Source organism: Mesorhizobium sp. M7A.F.Ca.AU.002.02.1.1, from assembly GCF_003998535.1.
GTDB lineage: Bacteria > Pseudomonadota > Alphaproteobacteria > Rhizobiales > Rhizobiaceae > Mesorhizobium > Mesorhizobium ciceri.
Genome location: NZ_RZPB01001476.1, coordinates 1 through 482 on the forward strand (window position 1 = coordinate 1; position 482 = coordinate 482).

General features: G+C 65.6%; 1 pseudogene. It reads left to right on the plus strand.

Going from position 1 to position 482, the window contains the following annotated elements:
- A pseudogene (locus EN879_RS38455) lies at positions 1-474 on the plus strand (VOC family protein); the annotation flags it as partial.
- Positions 475-482: the final 8 nt, after the last annotated feature.

Sequence of the window (482 nt, forward strand, 5' to 3'; positions counted from 1 at the left end):
CTGTACCTGACCGATCCCGAAGGCAATGGCATCGAGATCTATGCCGACCGCCGTCCGCAGGACTGGAAGTGGAATGGCGACAAGGTGGCGATGGCGACCGAGCGGATGAACATTCCGTCCGTCGTTGCCGAAGTGCCTGCGGGTGACGCCGGCTGGCAGGGCGCGCCGGAAAACAGCGTCGTCGGCCATGTCCACCTGCGCGTCGGCAGGCCGGAAGACGCCGAAGCCTGGTGGAACCAGGAATTCGGCTTCGACACGGTGGCCAAATATGGCGGCCAGGCGGTGTTCCTGTCGTCAGGCGGCTATCACCACCACATCGGCGCCAACGCCTGGCAGAGTTCGGGCGCCGGCCGCCGCGATCCCAGCCGGTCGGGTCTGGCCTGGGTGGAGATGCGTTCGGACAATGTGACCAGCCCGGTGACCCGCGAAGATCCATGGGGCACGGTGATCAGGACTGTTCCCGGCAAGGCTTGATTTGAGGG